Origin of the sequence: Streptomyces sp. SID5785 (assembly GCF_009870065.1) — a bacterium.
GTDB lineage: Bacteria > Actinomycetota > Actinomycetes > Streptomycetales > Streptomycetaceae > Streptomyces.
In genome coordinates this window covers 1-5,991 of the sequence record NZ_WWIA01000502.1, presented here as the reverse complement: position 1 = coordinate 5,991, position 5,991 = coordinate 1, and the positions used below count along the sequence as shown (strand labels likewise).

At 73.4% G+C, this 5,991-nt stretch carries 5 protein-coding genes; 2 read left to right on the top strand and 3 right to left on the bottom strand.

Annotated elements, in window-relative coordinates; translation table 11 throughout:
• Positions 1-159 precede the first annotated feature (159 nt).
• The 3 genes from GTW43_RS16445 to GTW43_RS16435 form a co-directional block, all read right to left on the bottom strand.
• Positions 160-1,809, bottom strand: a complete 1,650-nt coding sequence (locus tag GTW43_RS16445) for a phospho-sugar mutase (RefSeq protein WP_161302782.1) — start codon at positions 1,807-1,809, stop codon at positions 160-162.
• A gap of 43 nt (positions 1,810-1,852) precedes the next feature.
• On the bottom strand, positions 1,853-2,677 hold the full coding sequence (locus GTW43_RS16440; protein WP_161302781.1) for a purine-nucleoside phosphorylase: 825 nt from the start codon (positions 2,675-2,677) through the stop codon (positions 1,853-1,855).
• A gap of 149 nt (positions 2,678-2,826) precedes the next feature.
• Positions 2,827-3,264, bottom strand: coding sequence for a gamma-glutamylcyclotransferase (locus GTW43_RS16435; protein ID WP_161302780.1), 438 nt, complete (start codon positions 3,262-3,264; stop codon positions 2,827-2,829).
• 130 nt (positions 3,265-3,394) lie between these two features.
• Here GTW43_RS16435 and GTW43_RS16430 point away from each other — a divergent pair, with 130 nt between their 5' ends.
• Together GTW43_RS16430 and GTW43_RS16425 are read left to right on the top strand one after the other, a co-directional pair.
• Positions 3,395-4,843 (top strand): NAD(P)H-quinone dehydrogenase, encoded by a 1,449-nt coding sequence (locus tag GTW43_RS16430; protein WP_161302779.1) that lies wholly within the window; start codon positions 3,395-3,397, stop codon positions 4,841-4,843.
• A 133-nt stretch (positions 4,844-4,976) separates the two neighbouring features.
• Positions 4,977-5,951 (top strand): DeoR/GlpR family DNA-binding transcription regulator, encoded by a 975-nt coding sequence (locus GTW43_RS16425; protein WP_161302778.1) that lies wholly within the window; start codon positions 4,977-4,979, stop codon positions 5,949-5,951.
• Positions 5,952-5,991: the final 40 nt, after the last annotated feature.

Sequence of the window (5,991 nt, the reverse complement as noted above, 5' to 3'; positions counted from 1 at the left end):
GGGCACGGAGGCGGCTCCTGGGAACGGGGAGGGGGCGGGGGCAGCCTCCCCGCCGCCCCCGCCCCGCGTCGTCCCGCGTCCTCCCGCGTTCCGTCAACTGCCCCGCGAAATCACCCACACGGGTGGTGGCCGCGGATCCTCGGCCGCACGACCGCCCGCTCAGAGGCCGGCGGCCGCCGCCAGGTCCCGCTTGAGGTCCGCGAGGCGGTGGGCCGCCTCGGCGTGCGCGGCCGGCAGCCCGGCCCGGTCGGCGACCGGGACGACGGCCTCCAGGTAGCACTTGAGCTTGGGCTCCGTGCCCGAGGGGCGGACGATGACGCGGGCGCCGTCCAGCGTGTAGCGCAGCCCGTCGGTCGGCGGCAGCGCGTCCGTACCGGCGGAGAGGTCCTCGGCGCGGATCACGTCGAGCCCGGCCAGCCGGACCGGCGGCGTCTCGCGCAGCCGGCGCATGGCGTCCGCGATGACCGACAGGTCCTGGACCCGGACGCTCAGCTGGTCGGTGGCGTGCAGCCCGTGGGCGAGCGCCAGGTCGTCGAGGGCGTCGAGCAGCGTGCGGCCCTGCTCCTTGAGCGCGCTCGCCAGCTCGGCCACCAGGAGCGCGGCCGTGATGCCGTCCTTGTCGCGCACGCCGTCGGGGTCGACGCAGTACCCGAGCGCCTCCTCGTAGCCGTAGCGCAGCCCGTCGACGCGGGCGATCCACTTGAAGCCGGTCAGGGTCTCCTCGTACGGGACGCCCGCCGCGGCGGCGATCCGGCCGAGCAGGGACGAGGAGACGATCGACTCCGCGAGAACGCCGGTCGCGCCGCGCCCCACGAGGTGCGCCGCGAGCAGCGAGCCCACCTCGTCGCCGCGCAGCATCCGCCAGTCGCCGCCGTCGGGCACGGCGACGGCGCAGCGGTCCGCGTCCGGGTCGTTGGCGATGATCAGGTCGCAGTCCACGGTGCGGGCCGTCGCGAAGGACAGGTCCATCGCCCCCGGCTCCTCGGGGTTGGGGAACGCGACCGTCGGGAAGTCCGGGTCGGGCTCGGCCTGCTCGGGCACGAGGACCGGCTCGGGGAAGCCCGCGCGGGCGAACGCGGCGAGCAGGGTGTCCTTGCCGACGCCGTGCATCGCCGTGTAGACGGCGCGGGCGGTGCGCGGTGAGCCCGGGGCGAGGACCGCGTCCGTCCGGGCGAGGTACGCGTCCAGGACGTCGTCGCCGAGCGTCTCCCAGCCGGAGTCGGGGCGCGGCACGTCGTGCAGGGAGGCGACCGCGTCGATCCCGGCCGCGATCCCGGTGTCGGCGGGCGGCACGATCTGCGAGCCGTCGCCGAGGTAGACCTTGTAGCCGTTGTCCCGCGGCGGGTTGTGCGAGGCCGTGACCTCGACGCCCGCGACCGCGCCCAGGTGCCGGATCGCGAAGGCGAGCACCGGGGTGGGCAGCGGCCGGGGCAGCACCGCGGCGCGCAGACCGGCGCCGACCATGACCGCGGCCGTGTCGCGCGCGAAGTCCGCCGACCGGTGCCGGGCGTCGTACCCGATGACGACGAGCCCGTCGCCCCGCCCCTCGGCCTTCAGATAGGCGGCCAGACCGGCGGCCGCGCGGATCACGACCGCGCGGTTCATCCGCATCGGGCCCGCGCCCAGCTCGCCGCGCAGCCCCGCCGTGCCGAACTGCAGCCGGCCCGAGAAGCGCTCGGCGAGCGCCGCCCGGTCGCCGGACTCGATCAGCTTGCCGAGCTCCTCGCGGGTCTCCGGGTCCGGGTCCTCGGCCAGCCAGGCCTTCGCCCGGCCGAGCAGTTCGCTGCCTTCAGCGGTCACGGTTCGCATCCTTCAGACGTACGGGAGGGACGGGCCTGTCCGGCGGGCCGGATCAGATCTTCGCGAGGACCTGCGTGAGCAGCTCGCCCATGCGGGCGGCCGAGTCACGGCCGGCCTGGAGGACCTCTTCGTGGTTGAGCGGCTCGCCGGACAGGCCCGCGGCCAGGTTCGTCACGAGGGAGATGCCGAGCACCTCCGCGCCCGCCTCGCGGGCCGCGATGGCCTCGAGGACGGTGGACATGCCGACGAGGTCGGCGCCGAGGATGCCGGCCATGCGGACCTCGGCCGGGGTCTCGTAGTGCGGGCCGGGGAACTGGGCGTAGACGCCCTCCTCGAGCGAGGGGTCGATCTCCTGGCACAGCTGGCGCAGCCGCGGCGAGTAGAGGTCGGTCAGGTCGACGAAGTTCGCGCCGACGATCGGCGACGTCGCCGTCAGGTTGATGTGGTCGGAGATGAGGACCGGCTGGCCCGGGCGCATGCCCTCGCGCAGACCGCCGCAGCCGTTGGTCAGCACGATGGTCTTGGCGCCCGCGGCGGCGGCTGTGCGCACGCCGTGCGCGACGGAGGCGACGCCCCGGCCCTCGTAGTAGTGGGTGCGGCCCAGGAAGACCAGGGCGCGCTTCTCGCCGACCTGGTACGAGCGGACCGTGCCGCCGTGGCCCGCCACCGCGGCGCCGGTGAACCCGGGCAGCTCGGTGAAGGGGAACTCGGCGGCGGGCGCGCCGAGCACCTCGGCGGCCGGCGCCCAGCCGGAGCCCATCACGAGGGCGACGTCGTGGGTCTCGGCGCCCGTGAGCTCGCGCAGGCGCGCGGCGGCGGCGTCGGCGGCGGCGTAGGGGTCGCCCTGCAGGTTGTCCGGAGTAACAGATGCGTTCACGCGGTTGAGGGTAGCCGGTCAAGTCCTACGCGCGTAGATGCCGATGGTCCCGGGATGGCGATCGTTGTCTTGTCGTTTCCGACGAGGCATCGCCCGCAAGCGGTCGGAACCGGGCCGAACCGGGTCCTGCGGCCCCGGCCCGCCCGCCCTCAGCAGGGGCGCTTGCGCAGCTCCATCACGTAGTCGTGCGGGGCGCCCGCGGACTCCGCCGCGTCGGCGATCTCGCCCAGGTAGCGGGCCGACGGGAGGCCGCCCTCGTAGCCGTTCAGCACATACACCCACGCGGGCTCCGCGCCGTCGAGGGTGTCCACCCTGACCCGCATCCGCCGGTAGATGTCGAGGCCGACACCCTCCCAGCGGTCCATCGAGTCCTCGTCCATCGGCGCGATGTCGTACAGCGCGACGAAGACCTGGGAGCGCGGTGCCTCCACGATCGTGGCCAGCGCACCCTCCCAGCCCATGTGCTCGCCGCCGAAGGTCAGCCGCCAGCCGTTGAGCCAGCCCGTCGCGCGCAGCGGCGAGTGCGGGGCGCGGCGCGTCATGAGCCGCGGGTCGAGATTGCCGGCGTAGGCGGCGTAGAGCGACATGTGGTCGAGGGTACGTCAGAGCGCCCCTGGGACCCCTGCGGAACGGGATCACCCCTCCCGAGCGGGGATTCGGCTCCGCGCTCCCCCGATGGAGGCCCCGATTCGGTGCGGGGTTGAAGCGTGCGGGACAATGGCCTACGTGACTCGGATCGTGATCATCGGCGGCGGACCTGGCGGATACGAGGCGGCACTGGTGGCCGCCTCGCTCGGCGCGGAGGTGACCGTCGTCGACTGCGACGGTCTGGGCGGGGCGTCGGTGCTCACCGACTGCGTGCCGTCGAAGACACTGATCGCGACGGCCGAGGTGATGACCACCTTCGACTCCTCCTACGAGGAGCTCGGCATCATCGTCGAGGACGACACCCCGGACCCGGACTCCCCGGCCCGCGTCGTCGGCGTCGACCTCGGCAAGGTCAACCGACGGGTCAAGCGCCTCGCGCTCGCCCAGTCCCACGACATCACCGCCTCCGTCACGCGCGCCGGCGCCCGCGTCATGCGCGGCAGGGGCCGCCTCGACGGCAAGCAGGACCTCGACGGCTCCCGCAAGGTCGTCGTCACCGCCGCCGACGGCACCGAGGAGACCCTCGTCGCCGATGCCGTGCTCATCGCGACCGGCGGTCACCCGCGCGAGGTCCCCGACGCCCAGCCCGACGGCGAGCGGATCTTCAACTGGACGCAGGTCTACGACCTGGAGGAGCTCCCCGAGGAGCTCATCGTGGTCGGCTCCGGTGTGACCGGCGCCGAGTTCGCCGGCGCCTACCAGGCCCTCGGCTCCAAGGTCACCCTCGTCTCCTCCCGCGACCGCGTGCTGCCCGGCGAGGACCCGGACGCCGCCGCCGTCCTCGAGGACGTCTTCCGGCGCCGCGGCATGAACGTGATGGCCCGCTCCCGCGCCGCCTCCGCCAAACGCGTCGGCGACCGCGTCGAGGTCACCCTCGCCGACGGGCGCGTCATCTCCGGCACCCACTGCCTCATGGCCGTCGGCGCCATCCCGAACAGCGCGGGGCTCGGCCTCGAGGAGGCCGGCGTCCGGCTCAAGGACTCCGGGCACATCTGGACCGACAAGGTCTCGCGCACGAGCGCCCCCGGCGTGTACGCGGCCGGCGACGTGACCGGCGTCTTCGCGCTCGCCTCCGTCGCCGCGATGCAGGGCCGCATCGCCATGTACCACTTCCTCGGCGAGCCGGTGGCGCCGCTGAACCTCAAGACCGTCTCCTCCAACGTCTTCACCGACCCCGAGATCGCCACCGTCGGCTACACGCAGGCGAACGTCGACGCGGGCAAGATCGACGCCCGCGTGGTGAAGCTGCCGCTGCTGCGCAATCCGCGCGCGAAGATGCAGGGCATCCGGGACGGCTTCGTCAAGATCTTCTGCCGCCCCGGCACCGGCATCGTGGTCGGCGGCGTGGTCGTCGCCCCGCGCGCCTCCGAGCTGATCCACCCCATCTCGATCGCGGTCGACAACAACCTGACGGTCGAACAGATCGCGAACACCTTCACCGTGTACCCCTCCCTGTCGGGCTCGATCGCCGAAGTGGCACGGCAGTTGCACTCGCGGAAGCTGGCCGACGAGAGCTGACGCTCCGTGACCGGGCGCGGGTCACCGTGAGTGTTCCGCGCCTATACCACTTCCAGGTGTTCTGTGCGAACAGAACCTGTAATTCGGCGCAAACTGCTGAAAGCAGACGGTCGTTGGGGTTACTGTCAGTTTCGTGTTCGCTGCAGAACGTCGTCAATTGATCCTCGAAATGGTGCGGGCCAATGGAGCGGTATCGCTCCGGGAGCTCGCCCGCGTCGTCCAGACCTCCGAAGTGACCGTACGGCGGGACGTGCGCGCACTGGAGGCAGAAGGACTCCTCGACCGCCGGCACGGCGGTGCGGTACTGCCGGGCGGATTCACGCGGGAATCCGGCTTTCCGCAGAAGTCACATCTCGCGACCGCAGAGAAGACGGCCATCGCCGATCTCGCCGCGGGGCTCGTCGAAGAGGGCGAGGCCATCGTGGTGGGCGCCGGTACGACCACGCAGGAGCTGGCCCGCCGGCTCGCGCGGGTACCGGGGCTGACCGTCGTCACCAACTCCCTCCTGGTGGCCCAGGCGTTGGCGCACGCCAACCGCGTGGAGGTCGTCATGACCGGTGGCACGCTGCGGGGTTCCAACTACGCGCTGGTGGGCAGCGGGGCGGAGCAGTCCCTCCAGGGGCTCAGAGTGTCCCGGGCCTTCCTCAGCGGGAGCGGGCTGACCGCCGAGCGCGGCCTGTCCACGTCCAACATGCTGTCGGCGTCCGTCGACCGCGCGCTGGTCCAGGCCGCCGCCGAGGTCGTCGTCCTCGCCGACCACTCCAAGCTCGGCACCGACACCATGTTCCAGACGGTGCCCACGGACGTGATCACCCGGCTCGTCACCGACGAGCCGCCGGCTCATGACGAGCGGGCCGCCACGGAGTTGCAGGCGCTGGCCGACCAGGGCGTGCAGATCGCCGTCGCGGGGGAGGGGTCCGGCGCGGCCGGTGCGGCCGGCGCCGGTGACACGGGCAGTGGTGCCGGGCGCGGGCCGCGGCGCGACGTCCCCCTGCCGGGGCCACGGCGCGGGGCGCCCCATCACGGAGGGCATCCGCTGCGCAGTGCGGCGGCGCTCGACGCGGGGCCCGAGCGGGCGGCTCGGGTGGCGGACCTGCGGCGCCGCTGAGCCGCTTGCCGCGGGGGCGGGGTTACGGGGTCTTCCGGCG